Below are 16,907 nucleotides of genomic sequence, written 5' to 3'. Positions count from 1 at the left end.
GACCGGATCTACCGAGGGTCGCCGCCATGTCGCGCAACCTCTGCCTCACCCGTCAATGCCTGGGTCTTGTGACCCGTATCGAATGTGCTATCCGCCCGCTGGCGGGAGATACGGGCATGTGGACCTTACTCTTCGCCGCCGGAATGGCCGGCGAGCAGCCTTCTGCCATCAAAGCCCAAGGCCCGTTTCGTGGGCCTGTCGTGGCTGAATCGATCCTCGACACTATTGTTGAAAGTCTGACCTTGCATGGCTACGAGCTGGCCGACGACCCGCAAATCTGGTGCCTGCATCTGCAAGCCCAGTTGCGAGAGATCAATGGCGGTCGTTACCGCAACCTTAGCGGTCCCGAGTTTCGACCCGAGCACTGAACAGACTATTGATCAAGGTTGTCTGGCTCAGCCTTGTCGAGTTTGACCTCGAACCCATATTGCACAGTGGTGAGGTTGGTTCGCTGATAAGTTTCCAGACGTGTGGGCTGGCCATAGAAGTAATGCACTGCAAATAACGCCGGGCCTTGCGCGCTGGCGTCGTGACTGACCGAAAGAATCTCCTTCAAATAGTTGCCACTGTCGTCCTTGGCGAAAAAACGCCAGTCCTGGGCTGGAAACAGCTTCAAATCCACCACCAGCGCATTCCCTTTGAGCTCAAGGCCTTTGGGCAATTGGCGAGCGTCGTACATTTGCTGGTCGACAGTCGCCAGGAACTGCGGCATGGAGCCCACGGCGTAGGCCGGTGTTTCCGGAAACAGGTTCAGATCATAGGTGATGGCGCCGCGTATCGGATCGACCTGATACGCCTCCGGCGGCAGCTCTATCGGCCCATCGCGCTGGCCGTTGCGGTCTTGGGTAAAGAACGTCACCGGGCTTTCGCCGGGATTGAAAGAGGTGCCGAGAAGCTCGTCATTGAAGCTTCTGGGGTGATCGAATTCGATGCGCGCGGCACTCGGGTCATCCACCGACTGACTGATACTGATGCTTTTTTTCAGTTGTTCCTCGCCCAGCGTTGCGCCTTTGAGCCAGGTCACGGCCTGGTCGTCATACACCACCACCGGCAAGGTCAGTGGCTGGATGGTTTTTTCCGTGGTGTGCGGATCGAAGCGGCGTATCGGCAGGTTCAGGTCCTTGTGGGTCACCGTAACCGCCGAGAAGTCCAGCAGGCTGACTTCGACGGTGTCGATCGGTCCGTTGAAGTAGACCTTGGTGTAATGCCGGGTTTGTTGCTTTTCAAACGCACGCTGCTCGTCATCGAGCTGTTTTTCGAACGCTTCGCTCCAGGCCTTCTGCTGTTGCATCTGTGTCAGTTGTTTTTGATAAAACGCAATTTGCGCGGCGGTTTCGTTGATCGCCCCTGAGCGAGAGATGAATTGCCCGGTGGCGTCCCTGGCCTGAACGATCAATGGGTTGAGTGATATGTCGCGTACCTCGGGGGCCAGCGGCGCGCTGTTATTGAATTCGATTTCGGCGTAGTTATTGCCCAGTTTCAATAAGGTGACGTTGAGATTGTCGATAGTGCGAGTCTGGCCGACGTCCTTTTTCGTCAGGTCGAAGTTGTAGAGCCGGCGCGGGGCGATGACTTCCACCTTGCCTTGCAGGCTCACCGGTTGTGGTTGGCTCGTCTTATCCACATCCAGGCCTTCGATGAAGGGGTAGGTCACCGTCAAATCATCGGGGTTGGTCAGGTTGGAGCTCGACGGGCTCAGCTGAATGCCGGGATCGGTTTCCGACCATTCCGGCTGGAACGGGATGACGCGCTTGTTGCTCAGGGTCACCGATTGCCATTCCAGGCCATGAGGAAAAAGGAACGCGCCCGGAATGTTGAAGTTGAAGGGGAATACCGGCTGCAGGTCGGTCAGGTAATCCGAGCTGGACTCCTTGTGCAGCACAAACAGACCGTTGATGTAGGTGTCGACCAGCACCTGGGGCGTGGGGTAGTGCTTGAGCACGGCGAGGGCGTCTTCGCCGTATTCGGTGACTACTGGTTTGGTGTCGAGCTTCAGTTGCGCGCGCTCGAGTAATAACAGCGAACCGCCTAGCTCGGCCACGGCATCCTTGAGTTTGGGGTCCTCGATCGTCTCCAGGGACTGTTCGAACTGTGCGATCTTTTCTTCGAGGCTGACCTGACGTTTCTCATCGCTGGGTGAACAACCACCCAGCAGTAACGTGAGGCAAAGTCCGGCACTCGTTAAAGGCAATCGCACATCCATTTCCAGTTTTCCTGTCCGACGTCGCTGACCGTTCAATGATCTGGACACTAGCAGAAAAACTTTGTCACACACACGCAGGTTGCGGATTTTCCGGCGGTTTCTGGGTGTAACAGGTGGCTGTTATACTCGCTGCCATTTCCAGCCCCTTGTGTGAGATTCAATGGAACGCTTTATCGAAAATGCAATGTACGCCTCCCGCTGGTTACTGGCGCCGATCTATTTCGGTTTGTCTCTGGGCTTGCTGGCGTTGGCACTGAAATTCTTCCAGGAAGTCTTCCACGTCATTCCTAACGTGTTCTCGATGGCCGAGTCGGATCTGATTCTGGTCCTGCTGTCGCTGATCGACATGGCGCTGGTGGGCGGCTTGCTGGTGATGGTGATGATCTCCGGTTACGAGAACTTCGTTTCTCAGCTGGATATCGACGACAGCAAGGAAAAGCTCAACTGGCTGGGTACCATGGATTCGTCTTCGTTGAAGATGAAGGTCGCGGCTTCCATCGTGGCGATTTCGTCGATCCACCTACTACGGATCTTCATGGACGCCAAGAACGTCGATCCCGAGCATTTGAAGTGGTACGTGGTCATTCACATGACCTTCGTGGTGTCGGCGTTTGCCATGGGCTATCTGGACAAGCTGACCAAGCACTGATCTGCATAGCACTTGTAGGAGCGAGGCTTGCCCGCGAAGGCGGCATAACAGACAAACACTTATGTCGACTGACACGACCTCTTCGCGGGCAAGCCACGCTCCCACAGAGTTGCCAAAACAGACGGGCGGTGTCGCTTGTAGCTTGTACTTTGGCCCGTCGAGGCATATCCATGTAGAGATCCTGGCTCGCCACTGCGTGAGGTGCGTTCATGAACCTGCAAGAGTTGAATGCGTATGCCATCGCCGGAAAGGTCGATGAGCTGAACCTGATCTCGGTAGATGGCGTGATCTACGTGCTGGAGGCTCGTATGCATGGTTCGGCGTATCCATTGCGCGATACCCACGGCGAAATAATGCATCTGCGCTCGGTCGAGCATGCGCGTGACATGCTTCATGCCTTTCCCAAGTTGTCGTTCAACGTTATGCATGCGTCGGTCCATGACGAAATGTGCGGTGCCAGCACCGAGGAAAGCCTGAAAGTACCGATCACCTTCCGTTCTGTGTGACAGCGCTGGCGCCGCTCATCAACGACGGCATCTGTGCTAGTCTGCTCGCCCTTTTGATTCCGGGCGCGTTCCGGGACGCGCTGTGCACGCACGGCAAGTTCCAGGGCCGTCCGCACAGCGGAGCAGTGTCATGTCCGAAGTAAATCTGTCCACCGACGAAACCCGCGTCAGCTACGGCATTGGCCGTCAGTTGGGCGACCAGCTGCGTGACAACCCGCCACCGGGCGTTAGCCTGGACGCAATCCTGGCTGGCCTGACCGACGCGTTCGCCGGCAAGCCAAGCCGTGTGGGTCAGGAAGAAATGTCTGCCAGCTTCAAGGTGATCCGCGAAATCATGCAAGCCGAAGCTGCAGCCAAGGCTGAAGCCGCTGCTGGCGAAGGCCTGGCTTTCCTGGCTGAAAACGCCAAGCGCGAAGGCATCACCACTCTGGCTTCCGGCCTGCAATTCGAAGTGCTGACTCAAGGTGAAGGCGCCAAGCCAACCCGTGAAGATCAAGTGCGTACTCACTACCACGGCACCCTGATTGACGGCACTGTGTTCGACAGCTCCTACGATCGCGGTCAGCCTGCAGAATTCCCGGTTGGCGGCGTCATCGCTGGCTGGACCGAAGCCCTGCAACTGATGAACGCCGGCAGCAAATGGCGTCTGTACGTGCCGAGCGAACTGGCTTACGGCGCTCAAGGCGTTGGCAGCATTCCGCCGCACAGCGTACTGGTATTCGACGTCGAACTGCTCGACGTTCTGTAATGCCCGGCCTGTCGTTATGACGGGCTAATGTGGGAGCGAGCCTGCTCGCGATGCAGTCAACTCGGTTTTTCTGTGAAACCGAGGTGATGCCATCGCGAGCAGGCTCGCTCCCACAGTTTTTTGCGTTGTCTCATAGTTCGATCTTATGGTTCAGATCGTTGGTCGGGCGCAATGCCCGGGCATAGCAGAACAGAAACAGATTGCGTACCAGTTCCTTGAGCACCACCGGCTCGCTGGAACTTAAGCCGTTGACGTCCAGATCACCCTGATCCTGTAGCTCGTTCAAGGCTTCTTCTTCAAGCACCGCACAGACTTCCCCGGTTTCCCGATGCAGGATCCTGAGGTAGGGGTGTGGGCGGTCCAGCCAGGCATCGATCAAATAAGTCATGGGTCTCATCTCCATTGATGGGTTTCAATGAGAATAATTCTTATTCATCAAATAGCAAGGGTCTATTGGCGGTTTGTGTTTTTTTCTGCAGGGAAATTGCTGAGCATCAAAACGACTGGCGTTTGGCTACTGCGCGCGAATGCTGGGTGATGCGGGGAAGGGCAAAGCACCATCCCACGCCGGGCGCGGGATGGAATACAGCAGGTTCAGACTTTTCTGACGAACTCGGATTTGAGTTTCATCGGACCAATGCCATCGATCTTGCAGTCGATGTCGTGGTCGCCGTCGCACAGGCGGATGTTCTTGACCTTGGTACCGACCTTGACCACCAGCGACGTGCCTTTGACCTTGAGGTCCTTGATCACGGTGATGGTATCGCCGTCCTGCAGGACATTGCCGACCGAATCCTTTTTCACGGTGTCATCGGAGGCCACTTCGGCTTCGCCACTGGCGGACCACTCGTGGGCGCACTCCGGGCAGATCAGCTGTGCGCCGTCTTCGTAGGTGTATTCGGAATTGCATTTCGGGCAGGGTGGCAACGTGCTCACTAAAGCTCCTTGGATTCAGGATGGCTAAAAAGCGCACATTATATAGGGTTTTAGGCGGGAGCGGGCAGGACGCTGATAGACCTGTGGGGGCGACCCGTGGCGAGGGGGCTTGCCCCCGTTGGGTTGCGAAGCGGCCCTGTATTTCAAAGATAAACCGCATGCAATGGGTTTACGACTGCTTCGCAGCCGAACGGGGGCAAGCCCCCTCGCCACAAGTTAGTGCGTGCGGGCGACCGCAAACTCGCTCAATTCCACCAATGCATCGCGGTATTCGCTGGCGGGCAGGGCGTCGAGGCACTTGATCGCACGGGCCACGTAGTCGCGGGCCAGTTGCGCGGTGTAGTCCAGCGAGCCGGAAGCTTCAACGGCCTCGCGAATGCGTTCCAGATCTTCGATGCCACCTTTCTGGATCGCCTGACGAACCAGTGCGGCCTGCTCCGGAGTGCCTTCGCGCATGGTGTAGATCAGCGGCAGAGTCGGTTTGCCTTCGGCCAGATCGTCGCCGACGTTCTTGCCCAGGGTTTCGGCGTCGCCGCGGTAATCCAGCAGGTCGTCCACCAATTGGAAGGCTACCCCCAGGTGATCGCCAAAGGTGCGCAGCGCTTCGCTCTGTTCCGGCGAGGCACCGGCCAGGGCCGCGGCACTGTGAGTCGAGGCTTCGAAGAGCATCGCGGTTTTGCCGCGGATGACTTCCATGTAGGTTTCTTCGGTGGTGCTGGCGTCGCGGACCTTCGACAGCTGCAACACTTCGCCTTCAGCGATGATGCGCGTGGCTTGCGAAAGGATTTTCATCACCGGCATGGAGCCCAGTTCGACCATCATTTCGAAAGAACGCGAATACAGGAAGTCGCCCACCAGCACGCTCGGTGCGTTGCCCCACATGGCGTTGGCGGTCGAGCGGCCTCGGCGCATGCCGGACATGTCGACGACGTCGTCGTGCAGCAGGGTGGCGGTGTGCAGGAACTCGATGGTCGCAGCCAACAGGCGCAGGTCATCGCCTTCGCGGCCCAGTGCCTTGCCGCACAGCAGCACGAGCAACGGGCGCAGGCGTTTACCGCCAGCCGAGGTAATGTAGTCGCCGATTTTCGATACCAGCGGCACTCGGGAAGTCAGCTGTTTCTTGATGATGCCGTCGACGGCGCTAAAATCGTCCGCCACCGCGCGGTAGAAAGCTTGGGGTTGCATCAGCGACAGTTGCTCCAGAAGGGTTGCGCGGCATGCTAGGACCCACGTCCGGGCCTGTCAAGGCACGATGGACAGCCTCTTGCATCGCCTCGGCAGCTTGCGTACAATCGCGCACCCTGAACTTCCTGGGCAGCACCTGCCTTACGCAATTGCAAACAGGCCTTCCAGCCTTATGCAGCCATGCCAGCCAATACCTCTTCTTATAAAGAGCTGGGTGAGCAGGATTATCGGAGAAATACCATGTCTTATGCAGTAATCGTTACTGGTGGCAAGCAGTACAAAGTTGCTCCAGGTGAATACCTGAAGATCGAAAAACTGGAAATCGCTACCGGCGAATCCGTTACTTTTGATCGCGTTCTGTTGGTTGCCAATGGCGACGACGTGAATATCGGCGCTCCAGTTGTTCCTGGCGCTACCGTTGTGGCTGAAGTGATCTCCCAAGGTCGTCACGATAAAGTCCGCATCATCAAGTTCCGTCGCCGTAAGCACCACATGAAGCGTATGGGCCACCGCCAGTGGTACACCGAGATCAAAATCACCGGTATTCAGGCTTAATTTCAGCCTAATTCCTCACTAGGAGAATTGAACTCATGGCACACAAAAAAGCTGGTGGTAGTACCCGTAACGGTCGCGACTCAGAAGCCAAACGCCTTGGCGTGAAGATGTATGGCGGCCAGGTTATCATTCCGGGCAACATCATCGTGCGTCAGCGCGGCACCCAATTCCACGCTGGCTACGGCGTTGGCATGGGCAAAGATCACACTCTGTTCGCTAAAATCGACGGCGTGATCAAGTTCGAAGTAAAAGGCGCCTTCGGTCGTCGTTACGTAAGCATTGTCCCGAAGACTGACGTCGTCGCGGCATAATTACGTAGTTGCTGGAAAAGCCCTGTCTTGCGACGGGGCTTTTTCGTTTGTGGGGTGAGTCTCTTGCAAAGCTGTTTGTGATGGGCTCCAGCGCTGTATTGGCGGTCGTTGATTGAGGTCGCTGCGCTCATTTTTGCAAGAGTCTTATGTCTAGGTTTTTTCGGCTCGTCCGTATGGCGAGAGGCGTTTTGTTATGAAGTTTGTTGATGAAGTATCGATTCGAGTAAAGGCCGGGGACGGCGGCAACGGTTGCATGAGCTTCCGTCGCGAAAAATTCATTGAAAACGGTGGCCCGAACGGCGGTGACGGTGGTGATGGCGGCTCGGTCTACATGGTCGCCGACGAAAACCTCAACACCCTGGTGGACTACCGTTACACCCGGCACTTCGATGCCGAGCGTGGTTCCAACGGCGGCAGCACTGACTGCACCGGCAAGAAAGGTGAGGAGCTGGTGCTGCGCGTTCCGGTCGGCACTACTGTCATCGATTCCGCGACTCAGGAAGTGATCGGCGACCTGACCAAGGCCGGCCAGCGTCTGCTGGTGGCTCACGGCGGCTGGCACGGTCTGGGTAACACTCGTTTCAAATCCAGCACCAACCGGGCACCGCGCCAGACCACGCCGGGCAAGCCGGGTGAGCAGCGCGACCTGAAGCTGGAGATGAAGGTGTTGGCGGACGTCGGTCTGCTTGGTTTGCCGAACGCTGGCAAAAGTACCTTCATTCGCTCGGTATCGGCCGCCAAGCCGAAAGTCGCCGACTACCCGTTCACCACTCTGGTGCCGAACCTGGGTGTGGTCAGCGTCGATCGCTGGAAGAGCTTCGTGGTGGCGGACATTCCGGGTCTGATCGAAGGTGCTTCCGACGGCGCGGGCCTGGGGATTCGTTTCCTCAAGCACTTGTCGCGTACCCGTCTGCTGCTGCACCTCGTCGACATGGCGCCGCTGGATGACACCAGTGCTCCGGATGCCGCCGAAGTAATCGTCAGCGAGCTGACCAAGTTCAGCCCGTCCCTGGCTGAGCGTGATCGCTGGCTGGTGCTGAACAAGTGCGACCAGATCCTTGAAGAAGAGCACGATGCTCGCGTCAAGGAAATCGTTGATCGTCTGGAGTGGACCGGTCCGGTCTACGTGATCTCCGCAATCGCCAAGCAAGGCACTGAGCGTCTTTGCCACGACATCATGCGTTACCTGGAAGATCGTGCCGATCGTCTGGCTAACGACCCGGCCTACAAGGAAGAGTTGGCCGAGCTCGATCAGCGCATCGAAGATGAGGCGCGCGCCCAGTTGCAGGCGCTGGACGATCAGCGTGCCCTGCGTCGCAGTGGCGTGAAGTCGGTCCATGACATCGGTGAAGACGATTGGGACGAAGAAGATGTGGATGACGAAGACGGTCCGGAAATCATTTACGTGCGTGACTGATTCGTTGCGATAAACTTAAGCGCCGCTCACTAGAGCGGCGTTTTAGTATCTGGAAATCGGTAGTCACGAATAACGTTACGGGCAGCGCTGGGTCGTGCTGTCCTCAAGCTAAGGTTGAAGATGATGCGGAGCAAGGTGACAGGTGCGCAGCGTTGGGTCGTGAAGATCGGCAGCGCTTTGCTGACGGCGGACGGCAAAGGCCTGGATCGCGCGGCAATGGGTGTCTGGGTCGAGCAGATGGTTGCCCTGCACGAGGCGGGTGTTGAGCTGGTACTGGTGTCCTCCGGGGCAGTGGCGGCGGGTATGAGCCGTCTGGGCTGGACTGTACGACCCAGTGCAATGCACGAGTTGCAGGCCGCTGCCGCCATCGGTCAGATGGGGTTGGTGCAAGCCTGGGAGTCGAGCTTTGCCGAGCATGGCCGGCATACCGCGCAGATTCTCCTGACTCACGACGATTTGTCCGACCGCAAGCGCTACCTGAACGCTCGCAGTACGCTGCGCGCGCTGGTCGAGCTCAAGGTGATCCCGGTGATCAACGAGAACGACACCGTGGTCACTGACGAAATCCGTTTCGGCGACAACGACACGTTGGCGGCGCTGGTGGCGAACCTGGTCGAAGCCGATTTGCTGGTGATCCTCACCGATCGCGATGGCATGTTCGATGCCGATCCGCGCAACAATCCCGATGCCAAGCTGATTTACGAGGCGCGTGCCGATGATCCGGCACTGGATGCGGTGGCTGGCAGCACTGGCGGTGCACTGGGTCGTGGCGGTATGCAGACCAAGTTGCGCGCTGCGCGTCTGGCGGCGCGTTCCGGTGCGCACACTATCATTGTCGGTGGGCGCATTGAGCGAGTGCTGGATCGTCTCAAGGCGGGCGAGCGCATCGGCACCTTGCTGTCACCTGAGCGCGGCATGCTGGCGGCACGCAAGCAATGGCTGGCCGGGCATCTGCAAACCCGCGGAACGCTGGTGCTGGATGCGGGGGCGGTGACGGCGTTGTCTCAAGGCAACAAAAGTTTGCTGCCGGTGGGCGTCAAGCTGGTCCAGGGCAGTTTCCGTCGTGGCGAAATGGTGGTCTGCGTGGCGCCGGACGGTCGTGAAATCGCCCGTGGCCTGGCTAACTACAGCGCTCTGGAAGCACAAAAAATCATCGGTCAGTCGTCTGAGGCGATTGTCGGTCTGCTGGGTTACATGGCGGAGCCGGAACTGGTTCACCGCGATAACCTGATTCTGGTCTGAAGGAATACCTGAATGCGTTTGGCAAAAGGATTGTTGGGCTTGTTGTTGGCGATGCCGCTGTTGGCCTCGGCCGATGAAATTGGCCAGGTGTCGACGGTGTTCAAATTTGTTGGTCCGAACGACCGTATCGTTGTCGAAGCGTTTGATGATCCGAAGGTGGATGGCGTGACTTGCTACCTGTCGCGCGCCAAGACTGGCGGCGTAAAGGGTGGGTTGGGTCTGGCTGAGGATCGCGCCGAGGCATCTATAGCGTGTCGTCAGGTCGGGCCGATCAACTTCAAGGGTGAGCTCAAGGATGGCGAGGAGGTGTTCAAGGAGCGCACGTCCTTGGTGTTCAAGACCATGCAGGTGGTGCGATTCCTCGACAAGAAGCGTAATACGCTGGTGTATCTGGTTTATAGCGATCGTTTGATCGAGGGCAGCCCGCAGAATGCGGTGACGGCGATTCCGATTCTACCGTGGACGCACGCTCAATAATCTGACGCAGGTCGAAGTGTGGGGGCGAGCCTGCTCGCGATAGCGGACTGACATTCAGCATCTATGCTGGCTGGGCGTCCGCAATCGCGAGCAGGCTCGCTTCCACATTTTTTTTTGCGGTGTGTCTGATAAATCGCAGGCAATAAAAAACCGACCCTGAGGTCGGTTTTTTAATGAGCGTGTCGCTTAGGCAGCAGCGGCAACGTTCAGGGCCTTTACGTGGCCATTCAGGCGGCTCTTATGACGAGCAGCTTTGTTCTTGTGGATGATGCCTTTATCGGCCATACGGTCGATAACTGGCACAGCCAGAACGTAAGCAGCTTGAGCTTTTTCAGCGTCTTTTGCGTCGATGGCTTTAACTACATTCTTGATGTAGGTACGAACCATGGAACGCAGGCTGGCGTTGTGGCTGCGACGCTTCTCAGCCTGTTTTGCACGTTTTTTGGCGGAAGGTGTGTTGGCCACCGTCGAGCTCCTCGAAAGACTTTTTAGGAAATAGCAAACAAAATAGGCCGCGAATCATGCCGATGAGTTGATGTCTTGTCAAGGGCGGTTGAAACGATCCGCTAAGTGGCAGGTATAGAACGTCGGGATATTTCTTTCCGGCGTGCGACCTGTAAACTCGCGAGCTTTGGCTCTGTGCTGTTGCGGCGCGGAGTATCGCATAAGTGGGCGCGTTGTTCGCCTGCTGTTTATCGACAGGCAAAAACTCTTTCAATGAATCTGCTCAAATCGTTGGCCGCTGTCAGCTCTATCACGATGCTCTCCCGGGTTTTGGGGTTTGTTCGCGACACCCTTATCGCTCGCGCATTTGGTGCGGGAATGGCGACCGACGCCTTCTTTATCGCCTTCAAACTGCCCAATCTGCTGCGGCGGATCTTCGCCGAGGGAGCATTTTCCCAGGCCTTCGTGCCGATTCTCGCCGAATACAAAAGTCAGCAGGGCGAGGAGGCGACGCGAACCTTCATTGCTTATGTCTCGGGCCTGCTGACGCTGGTGCTGGCGCTGGTCACTGCGCTGGGCATGCTCGCCGCGCCTTGGGTCATCTGGGCCACGGCACCGGGTTTCGTCACGACCCCGGAAAAATTCGAGCTGACCACCGATCTGCTACGGGTCACTTTTCCTTATATATTGCTGATCTCCCTGTCTTCATTGGCCGGAGCGATCCTCAATACCTGGAATCGCTTCTCGGTGCCAGCCTTCGTGCCGACCCTGCTCAATGTCAGCATGATCATTTTTGCGGTGTTCCTGACGCCGTATTTCGATCCGCCGGTAATGGCGCTGGGCTGGGCCGTTCTGGTGGGCGGTCTGGCGCAATTGCTGTTTCAGCTGCCGCACCTGAAGAAAATCGGCATGCTGGTGCTGCCGCGCCTGAATCTGCGCGATAGCGGCGTCTGGCGGGTCATGAAGCAGATGCTGCCAGCGATCATCGGCGTTTCGGTGAGCCAGATTTCGCTGATCATCAACACTATATTTGCTTCGTTTTTGGTGGCCGGTTCCGTTTCCTGGATGTATTACGCCGATCGCCTGATGGAATTGCCATCCGGCGTGCTGGGTGTGGCTCTGGGCACGATTCTGCTGCCGACGCTGGCCAGGACCTATGCCAGCCAGGATCGCCACGAATACTCGCGGATCCTCGATTGGGGGCTGCGCCTGTGCTTCATGCTGGTGTTGCCGTGCGCCCTGGCGCTGGGGATTCTGGCTGAGCCGCTAACGGTTTCGCTGTTCCAGTACGGTCAGTTCAGCGCTTTCGATGCGGCCATGACCCAGCGCGCGCTGATTGCCTATTCCGTCGGTTTGTTGGGGATTATCGTGATCAAAGTGTTGGCGCCGGGCTTTTATGCGCAACAAAACATCCGGACCCCGGTAAAAATCGCGATTTTCACCCTGATCGTTACTCAGCTGTTCAACCTGGTACTGATCGGTCCGCTGGCTCATGCCGGTCTGGCCCTGGCCATCAGCGCGGGCGCCTGCATCAATGCCGGGCTGTTGTTCTATCAGCTGCGCAAGCAGCAGATGTATCAGCCGCAACCGGGCTGGGCAAAGTTCGGGCTCAAACTGCTGGTGGCGGTGGCGGTGATGTCCGCGGTATTGCTGGGTGCAATGCACTTTATGCCGGCTTGGGCGGAAGGGCATATGCTGGAGCGTTTACTTCGACTGGGTGCATTGGTAATCGCCGGCGTGGTGGTCTATTTCGGCATGTTGCTGTTGATGGGCTTCCGTTTGCGCGACTTCAATCGCAAAGCGCTGAGCTGAGGCTTTTGTCTCGATAAACACGGGCGAGCCGGCGGTTTTGTCGGCTCGATCACTTTGGGTTACGGTGTTGCCTGTCGTCGGCCGCCGGGTGTGGTTATAATCGACCACTTTATGAGCAAGAAGCGCGTTATGCAGCTGGTTCGAGGCCTCCACAACCTGCGCCCCCAGCATCGGGGCTGTGTCGCCACTATTGGCAACTTTGACGGTGTTCACCGTGGTCACCAGGCTATCCTGGCCCGGCTGCGTGAGCGTGCGCTCGAGTTGGGCGTGCCCAGCTGCGTGGTGATTTTTGAGCCGCAGCCGCGAGAATTCTTCGCCCCGGACACCGCCCCGGCCCGTCTGGCCCGCCTGCGGGACAAACTGCAGCTGCTGGCCATGGAAGGTGTCGACCGGGTGCTGTGCCTGGCTTTCAATCAGCGCCTGAGCAAACTCAGCGCCAGCGAATTCGTCGATACTATTCTGGTGGACGGCCTCGGCGTACAGCATCTGGAAGTCGGCGACGATTTCCGTTTCGGCTGCGACCGGCTAGGGGATTTCAATTTCCTGCAGCAGGCTGGCGTCCTTCAGGGGTTTACCGTCGAAGCGGCGCAGACCGTCGAGCTGGACGGCATTCGTGTCAGCAGCACTCAGGTGCGTAACGCCCTGGCCGCTGCAGATTTTGCCTTGGCCGAGCGGCTACTCGGTCGTCCGTACCGGATTGCCGGGCGAGTGCTGCACGGCCAGAAGCTGGCGCGCCAGCTCGGTACGCCGACCGCCAACATACAACTCAAGCGTCGTCGTGTGCCGCTGTCCGGGGTTTATCTGGTCAACGTCGACATCGACGGCAAGACCTGGCCAGGCGTCGCCAATATCGGCGTGCGGCCAACGGTCCAAGGTGATGGCAAAGCCCACCTCGAAGTACACCTTTTAGATTTTGCCGGCGATCTGTATGACCGGCGTTTGACGGTGGTTTTCCACCACAAGCTGCGTGAAGAGCAGCGTTTCGCCTCTCTGGAGGCGCTTAAGACGGCGATCAATGCGGATGTCGCCGCCGCCCGTGCCCTGTCGCACCTAGCGCCAATCGCTAATGAAGAGCCTTAAATGACCGACTATAAAGCCACGCTAAACCTTCCGGACACCGCCTTCCCAATGAAGGCCGGCCTGCCTCAGCGCGAACCGCAGATTCTGCAGCGCTGGGACAGCATTGGCCTGTACGGTAAGTTGCGCGAGATTGGCAAGGATCGTCCGAAGTTCGTACTTCACGACGGTCCTCCGTACGCCAACGGCACGATTCACATCGGTCATGCGCTGAACAAGATTCTAAAGGACATGATTATCCGCTCGAAAACCCTGTCGGGTTTCGACGCGCCTTATGTTCCGGGCTGGGACTGCCACGGTCTGCCGATCGAGCACAAAGTCGAAGTGACCCACGGCAAGAACCTGGGCGCGGACAAGACCCGCGAACTGTGCCGTGCCTACGCCACCGAGCAAATCGAAGGTCAGAAGTCCGAATTCATTCGTCTGGGCGTGTTGGGCGACTTCGCCAACCCGTACAAGACCATGGACTTCAAAAACGAGGCCGGTGAAATCCGCGCCCTGGCGGAAATCGTCAAGGGTGGCTTCGTGTTCAAGGGCCTGAAGCCTGTGAACTGGTGCTTTGACTGCGGTTCGGCCCTGGCTGAAGCGGAAGTCGAGTACGAGAACAAAAAATCCGCGACCATCGACGTGGCCTTCCCGATCTCTGATGAAGCCAAACTGGCTGCCGCGTTCGGTCTGCCGTCTCTGGGCAAACCCGCCTCGATCGTGATCTGGACCACCACCCCGTGGACCATCCCGGCCAACCAGGCGTTGAACGTTCACCCGGAATTCAACTACGCCCTGGTCGACGTCGGCGACAAACTGCTGGTGCTGGCTGAAGAGCTGGTCGAGTCGTGCCTTGCCCGCTACAGCCTGGAAGGTTCGGTCATTGCGACCACCACCGGTAAAGAACTGGAACTGATTAACTTCCGTCACCCGTTCTACGATCGTCTGTCGCCGGTTTACCTGGCCGAATACGTCGAACTGGGCGCGGGCACCGGCGTGGTTCACTCCTCGCCAGCCTACGGCGTAGACGACTTCGTGACCTGCAAAGCCTATGGCATGGTAAACGACGACATCCTCAATCCGGTGCAAAGCAACGGCGTGTACGCGACATCGCTGGAGTTCTTCGGCGGCCAGTTCATCTGGAAGGCCAACCCGGCCATCGTCGACAAACTGTCGGAAGTTGGCGCGCTGCTGCACACCGAAACCATTGAACACAGCTACATGCATTGCTGGCGTCACAAGACTCCGCTGATCTACCGCGCCACTGCGCAGTGGTTCATCGGCATGGACAAAGAGCCTGCGACTGGCGAAACCCTGCGCAAGCGGGCGATCAAAGCCATTGAAGAGACCAAGTTCGTTCCGGCCTGGGGCCAGGCGCGGCTGCACTCGATGATCGCCAACCGTCCTGACTGGTGCATCTCCCGTCAGCGCAACTGGGGCGTGCCGATCCCGTTCTTCCTGAACAAGGAAAGCGGTGAGCTGCACCCACGCACCGTCGAGCTGATGGAAATCGTCGCCCAGCGCGTCGAAGTTGAAGGCATCGAAGCCTGGTTCAAGATGGACGCCGCCGAGTTGCTCGGTGAAGAAGCGCCGCTGTACGACAAGATCAGCGATACCCTGGACGTCTGGTTCGACTCGGGCACCACGCACTGGCACGTCCTGCGCGGCTCGCACTCGATGGGCCACGAGACCGGTCCACGTGCCGACCTGTACCTGGAAGGTTCGGACCAACACCGCGGCTGGTTCCACTCGTCGTTGCTGACCGGTTGCGCCATCGACGACCACGCCCCGTACCGAGAGCTGCTGACCCACGGTTTCACCGTTGACGAGTCCGGTCGCAAAATGTCCAAGTCTTTGGGCAACGTCATCGCGCCGCAGAAGGTCAACGACACCCTGGGTGCCGATATCATGCGTCTGTGGGTCGCTTCTACCGACTATTCGGGTGAAATGGCGGTTTCCGAGCAGATCCTGCAACGCAGTGCGGACGCCTACCGGCGCATCCGTAACACCGCGCGCTTCCTGCTTTCCAACCTGACCGGTTTCAACCCGGCCACCGACATCCTGCCGGCCGAAGAAATGCTGGCGCTGGACCGTTGGGCGGTGGATCGCACCCTGCTGCTGCAACGCGAGCTGCAAGAGCACTACGGCGAATACCGCTTCTGGAACGTCTACTCCAAGATCCACAACTTCTGCGTGCAGGAGCTGGGCGGTTTCTACCTCGATATCATCAAGGACCGTCAGTACACCACTGGCGCCAACAGCAAGGCCCGTCGTTCGGCGCAAACCGCGCTGTACCACATCAGCGAAGCGCTGGTGCGCTGGATCGCGCCGATCCTGGCGTTCACCGCCGACGAGCTGTGGCAGTACCTGCCGGGCGAGCGTAACGAGTCTGTGATGCTCAACACCTGGTACGAAGGCCTGACCGAATTGCCGGAAGGCTTCGAACTGGACCGCGCCTACTGGGAGCGGATCATGGCGGTGAAGGTGGCGGTCAACAAGGAAATGGAAATCCAGCGCGCGGCGAAGGCCGTCGGTGGCAACCTGCAAGCCGAAGTGACGCTGTTCGCCGAAGACGCGCTGAGCGCCGATCTGGCCAAACTGAGCAACGAACTGCGCTTCGTGTTGATTACCTCGACTGCTACCGTTGCGCCGTTCGTTCAGGCGCCGGGCGATGCCGTGGTCACCGAAGTCGGCGGTTTGAAACTGCAAGTGGTCAAGTCGAGCCATGCCAAGTGCGCCCGTTGCTGGCACTGCCGTGAAGACGTCGGCGTGAACCCGGAGCATCCGGAAATCTGCGGTCGTTGCGTAGACAACATCAGCGGCGCTGGCGAGGTTCGTCACTATGCCTAACGCCGTTGGCCGTTTCGGACGGCTGAGCTGGCTCTGGTTGAGTTTGCTGGTCCTGGTCATCGACCAGGCCAGCAAGTTCTACTTCGAAGGCTCGCTGAGCATGTACCAGCAAATCGTGGTAATCCCCGATTACTTCAGCTGGACCCTGGCTTACAACACCGGCGCGGCGTTCAGTTTCCTGGCTGACAGCTCGGGCTGGCAGCGCTGGCTGTTCGCCCTGATCGCGGTGGTGGTCAGTGCGGTGCTGGTGATCTGGCTCAAGCGCCTGGGGCGCAACGAAACCTGGCTGGCAGTCGCCTTGGCGCTGGTGCTGGGTGGCGCGTTGGGTAACCTGTACGACCGCATTGCCCTGGGCCATGTGATCGATTTCATTCTGGTGCATTGGCAGAACCGCTGGTACTTCCCGGCGTTCAACTTTGCCGACAGCGCAATTTCTGTCGGTGCCGTGATGCTTGCACTGGATATGTTCAAAAGTAAAAAGACCGGAGAAACCGTTCATGACTGAACAGG

18 protein-coding genes are annotated in these 16,907 nt (G+C 58.3%); 13 read left to right on the top strand and 5 right to left on the bottom strand.

The annotated features are described in order from the left end of the window. Positions 1-26: 26 nt before the first annotated feature. Complete coding sequence (locus tag KGB18_RS26215) at positions 27-368, top strand: hypothetical protein (protein WP_007901845.1); 342 nt, start codon at positions 27-29, stop codon at positions 366-368. 5 nt (positions 369-373) lie between these two features. Here KGB18_RS26215 and KGB18_RS26210 read toward each other — a convergent pair whose 3' ends face one another. Continuing rightward, positions 374-2,203: a hypothetical protein gene (locus KGB18_RS26210; RefSeq protein WP_223570726.1), complete on the bottom strand. Its 1,830-nt coding sequence runs from the start codon at positions 2,201-2,203 to the stop codon at positions 374-376. A gap of 160 nt (positions 2,204-2,363) precedes the next feature. Here KGB18_RS26210 and KGB18_RS26205 point away from each other — a divergent pair, with 160 nt between their 5' ends. The 3 genes from KGB18_RS26205 to KGB18_RS26195 all read left to right on the top strand — a co-directional run bounded on the left by KGB18_RS26205 (position 2,364) and on the right by KGB18_RS26195 (position 4,106). Continuing rightward, positions 2,364-2,852, top strand: coding sequence for a TIGR00645 family protein (locus tag KGB18_RS26205; protein WP_007901849.1), 489 nt, complete (start codon positions 2,364-2,366; stop codon positions 2,850-2,852). A gap of 209 nt (positions 2,853-3,061) precedes the next feature. Further along, complete coding sequence (locus tag KGB18_RS26200; RefSeq protein ID WP_052967582.1) at positions 3,062-3,358, top strand: DUF6482 family protein; 297 nt, start codon at positions 3,062-3,064, stop codon at positions 3,356-3,358. Positions 3,359-3,488: 130 nt separating this feature from the next. Further along, positions 3,489-4,106: an FKBP-type peptidyl-prolyl cis-trans isomerase gene (locus KGB18_RS26195; protein WP_007901858.1), complete on the top strand. Its 618-nt coding sequence runs from the start codon at positions 3,489-3,491 to the stop codon at positions 4,104-4,106. Positions 4,107-4,236: 130 nt separating this feature from the next. On the opposite strand, the gene KGB18_RS26190 is transcribed toward KGB18_RS26195, so the two are convergent. The 3 genes from KGB18_RS26190 to KGB18_RS26180 all read right to left on the bottom strand — a co-directional run bounded on the left by KGB18_RS26190 (position 4,237) and on the right by KGB18_RS26180 (position 6,227). Next, positions 4,237-4,494 carry a hypothetical protein gene (locus KGB18_RS26190; protein ID WP_123721392.1) on the bottom strand — a complete coding sequence of 86 codons (258 nt, stop codon included), beginning with the start codon at positions 4,492-4,494 and terminating at the stop codon, positions 4,237-4,239. A gap of 206 nt (positions 4,495-4,700) precedes the next feature. Continuing rightward, the gene (locus tag KGB18_RS26185) at positions 4,701-5,042 is read right to left on the bottom strand and encodes a zinc ribbon domain-containing protein YjdM (protein ID WP_007901863.1); all 342 of its coding nucleotides are present in this window, start codon (positions 5,040-5,042) and stop codon (positions 4,701-4,703) included. A 216-nt stretch (positions 5,043-5,258) separates the two neighbouring features. Further along, positions 5,259-6,227: a polyprenyl synthetase family protein gene (locus KGB18_RS26180; protein ID WP_038981482.1), complete on the bottom strand. Its 969-nt coding sequence runs from the start codon at positions 6,225-6,227 to the stop codon at positions 5,259-5,261. Between the two features lie 240 nt (positions 6,228-6,467). On the opposite strand from KGB18_RS26180, the gene rplU reads away from it, so the two are divergent. The 5 genes from rplU to KGB18_RS26155 all read left to right on the top strand — a co-directional run bounded on the left by rplU (position 6,468) and on the right by KGB18_RS26155 (position 10,229). Then, complete coding sequence (gene rplU / locus KGB18_RS26175) at positions 6,468-6,782, top strand: 50S ribosomal protein L21 (RefSeq protein WP_007901869.1); 315 nt, start codon at positions 6,468-6,470, stop codon at positions 6,780-6,782. Positions 6,783-6,817: 35 nt separating this feature from the next. Then, the gene (rpmA, locus tag KGB18_RS26170; RefSeq protein WP_007901871.1) at positions 6,818-7,093 is read left to right on the top strand and encodes a 50S ribosomal protein L27; all 276 of its coding nucleotides are present in this window, start codon (positions 6,818-6,820) and stop codon (positions 7,091-7,093) included. Positions 7,094-7,286: 193 nt separating this feature from the next. Beyond that, the gene (gene cgtA, locus KGB18_RS26165) at positions 7,287-8,510 is read left to right on the top strand and encodes an Obg family GTPase CgtA (protein WP_123357345.1); all 1,224 of its coding nucleotides are present in this window, start codon (positions 7,287-7,289) and stop codon (positions 8,508-8,510) included. A gap of 123 nt (positions 8,511-8,633) precedes the next feature. Beyond that, positions 8,634-9,752, top strand: a complete 1,119-nt coding sequence (gene proB, locus KGB18_RS26160; RefSeq protein ID WP_038981484.1) for a glutamate 5-kinase — start codon at positions 8,634-8,636, stop codon at positions 9,750-9,752. Between the two features lie 12 nt (positions 9,753-9,764). Next, positions 9,765-10,229 carry a CreA family protein gene (locus tag KGB18_RS26155; protein ID WP_223570725.1) on the top strand — a complete coding sequence of 155 codons (465 nt, stop codon included), beginning with the start codon at positions 9,765-9,767 and terminating at the stop codon, positions 10,227-10,229. A 186-nt stretch (positions 10,230-10,415) separates the two neighbouring features. Here KGB18_RS26155 and rpsT read toward each other — a convergent pair whose 3' ends face one another. Next, positions 10,416-10,694, bottom strand: a complete 279-nt coding sequence (gene rpsT / locus KGB18_RS26150; RefSeq protein ID WP_003185593.1) for a 30S ribosomal protein S20 — start codon at positions 10,692-10,694, stop codon at positions 10,416-10,418. A gap of 252 nt (positions 10,695-10,946) precedes the next feature. On the opposite strand from rpsT, the gene murJ reads away from it, so the two are divergent. From murJ to lspA, 4 genes are all read left to right on the top strand, one after another. Then, the gene (gene murJ / locus KGB18_RS26145) at positions 10,947-12,485 is read left to right on the top strand and encodes a murein biosynthesis integral membrane protein MurJ (protein ID WP_123721393.1); all 1,539 of its coding nucleotides are present in this window, start codon (positions 10,947-10,949) and stop codon (positions 12,483-12,485) included. 129 nt (positions 12,486-12,614) lie between these two features. After that, the gene (gene ribF / locus KGB18_RS26140; protein WP_223570724.1) at positions 12,615-13,565 is read left to right on the top strand and encodes a bifunctional riboflavin kinase/FAD synthetase; all 951 of its coding nucleotides are present in this window, start codon (positions 12,615-12,617) and stop codon (positions 13,563-13,565) included. After that, the gene (gene ileS, locus KGB18_RS26135) at positions 13,566-16,397 is read left to right on the top strand and encodes an isoleucine--tRNA ligase (RefSeq protein ID WP_123721395.1); all 2,832 of its coding nucleotides are present in this window, start codon (positions 13,566-13,568) and stop codon (positions 16,395-16,397) included. It abuts the gene before it with no gap. Beyond that, on the top strand, positions 16,390-16,902 hold the full coding sequence (gene lspA / locus KGB18_RS26130; RefSeq protein ID WP_038981489.1) for a signal peptidase II: 513 nt from the start codon (positions 16,390-16,392) through the stop codon (positions 16,900-16,902). The genes ileS and lspA overlap by 8 nt, the downstream gene beginning before the upstream one ends. The last annotated feature ends 5 nt before the right edge of the window (positions 16,903-16,907 follow it).

Source organism: Pseudomonas sp. BF-R-26 (genome assembly GCF_019947395.1).
Taxonomy (GTDB): Bacteria; Pseudomonadota; Gammaproteobacteria; order Pseudomonadales; family Pseudomonadaceae; genus Aquipseudomonas; species Aquipseudomonas farris.
Note: the sequence above shows the minus strand (reverse complement) of the source record. Positions and strands in the feature narration are given on the sequence as shown.

Coding starts and splice junctions, on each gene's coding strand:
- KGB18_RS26215 (WP_007901845.1), top strand. CDS start 27: ATGTCGCGCAACCTCTGCCTCACCCGTCAATGCCTGGGTCTTGTGACC.
- KGB18_RS26210 (WP_223570726.1), bottom strand. CDS start 2,203: ATGGATGTGCGATTGCCTTTAACGAGTGCCGGACTTTGCCTCACGTTA.
- KGB18_RS26205 (WP_007901849.1), top strand. CDS start 2,364: ATGGAACGCTTTATCGAAAATGCAATGTACGCCTCCCGCTGGTTACTG.
- KGB18_RS26200 (WP_052967582.1), top strand. CDS start 3,062: ATGAACCTGCAAGAGTTGAATGCGTATGCCATCGCCGGAAAGGTCGAT.
- KGB18_RS26195 (WP_007901858.1), top strand. CDS start 3,489: ATGTCCGAAGTAAATCTGTCCACCGACGAAACCCGCGTCAGCTACGGC.
- KGB18_RS26190 (WP_123721392.1), bottom strand. CDS start 4,494: ATGACTTATTTGATCGATGCCTGGCTGGACCGCCCACACCCCTACCTC.
- KGB18_RS26180 (WP_038981482.1), bottom strand. CDS start 6,227: ATGCAACCCCAAGCTTTCTACCGCGCGGTGGCGGACGATTTTAGCGCC.
- rplU (WP_007901869.1), top strand. CDS start 6,468: ATGTCTTATGCAGTAATCGTTACTGGTGGCAAGCAGTACAAAGTTGCT.
- rpmA (WP_007901871.1), top strand. CDS start 6,818: ATGGCACACAAAAAAGCTGGTGGTAGTACCCGTAACGGTCGCGACTCA.
- cgtA (WP_123357345.1), top strand. CDS start 7,287: ATGAAGTTTGTTGATGAAGTATCGATTCGAGTAAAGGCCGGGGACGGC.
- proB (WP_038981484.1), top strand. CDS start 8,634: ATGCGGAGCAAGGTGACAGGTGCGCAGCGTTGGGTCGTGAAGATCGGC.
- KGB18_RS26155 (WP_223570725.1), top strand. CDS start 9,765: ATGCGTTTGGCAAAAGGATTGTTGGGCTTGTTGTTGGCGATGCCGCTG.
- murJ (WP_123721393.1), top strand. CDS start 10,947: ATGAATCTGCTCAAATCGTTGGCCGCTGTCAGCTCTATCACGATGCTC.
- ribF (WP_223570724.1), top strand. CDS start 12,615: ATGCAGCTGGTTCGAGGCCTCCACAACCTGCGCCCCCAGCATCGGGGC.
- ileS (WP_123721395.1), top strand. CDS start 13,566: ATGACCGACTATAAAGCCACGCTAAACCTTCCGGACACCGCCTTCCCA.
- lspA (WP_038981489.1), top strand. CDS start 16,390: ATGCCTAACGCCGTTGGCCGTTTCGGACGGCTGAGCTGGCTCTGGTTG.